This window comes from Vibrio sp. Vb0937, assembly GCF_033338855.1.
In genome coordinates this window covers 1-1051 of the sequence record NZ_JAWOTK010000446.1, presented here as the reverse complement: position 1 = coordinate 1051, position 1051 = coordinate 1, and the positions used below count along the sequence as shown (strand labels likewise).

Here is a 1051-nt window from a genome sequence, read left to right as displayed (position 1 = left end):
TCGGTACAGAACTACATGATTCAAGCTGATAGCACGGAAGGCAGCTTACAAAACGACTGGTTGATCATGGCAACCAAAGCCGCAATCCAAGCGAACCAATTGGATCAAGCAGACCTTCTGATAAAACGTCTGGCTCGCCAACAATTGACGGAAGTTCAACAGGCGGAGTGGCAACTGGCGCGTGCGACCATACAGCAAAAGCAAGGCGATTACTCTCAGTTGTTGCAACTTCTCAACTTTAAGCCTTGGTGGAAACTACCGAATGAGCAGTGGAAAGATTACTACTCTCTACGTGCCGACGCTTACCAAAGCCTAAATCAGCAGTTTGAAGCCAACCGCCAACTGGTTGCGTTTAGTCAATACGCGTCATCAGCAGAGCAACGCGAAATCTCAAGTCGAATTTGGATGAACTTTGGCAGTTACTCTGAATATGAACTGACTTCGCTACAAACTGAACCCAGCGAAGACGTGTTAGATGGATGGTTGCAATTAGCAGTTTACGCAAAAACGCTCTCCGGCAATCTGTCTCAGTTAAAAAATACCCTTGAGCGTTGGTTGAACGAGAACCCGTCACACCCAGCGGCAATCTATACGCCAGAAGAAATTCAAAACATTCTGTCACTTGATATCGTAAAACCAAATAACACAGCATTGTTGTTACCATTAACAGGTAAGTTTGCGCCTCAGGCACAATTGATCCGCGATGGTTTTGTATTCGCGATGATGAATGATAGAAACCGCGATCCAAGCGCAACGCTTACCGTCATTGATACGAATGCGTACAGCGCTGATGAAGTGAAACAACGTCTTATCAACGAAAACATCGATTTTGTTGTCGGCCCGCTGCAAAAAGAAAACGTCGAACTATTGCAAACCACAATGGATGGTTCAGCAAACAGTCCAGCCATTCCCGCACTGGCGTTGAATATTCCTGAAGATGTTCAGCCAGGTACCGACATTTGCTACCTAGCGTTGTCACCAGAGCAAGAAGTGGCTCAAGCTGCAAAATACTTGTTTAGCGAAGGCTATAGCTTCCCGCTGATCCTAGCGC

General features: G+C 46.3%; 1 protein-coding gene. It reads left to right on the top strand.

Annotation, left to right across the window (positions count from 1 at the left end; all coding sequences use genetic code 11):
• Positions 1-1051, top strand: a 1051-nt coding sequence (locus tag R7P67_RS26390) for a penicillin-binding protein activator (RefSeq protein WP_318086524.1), incomplete at both ends; no start/stop codon positions are given.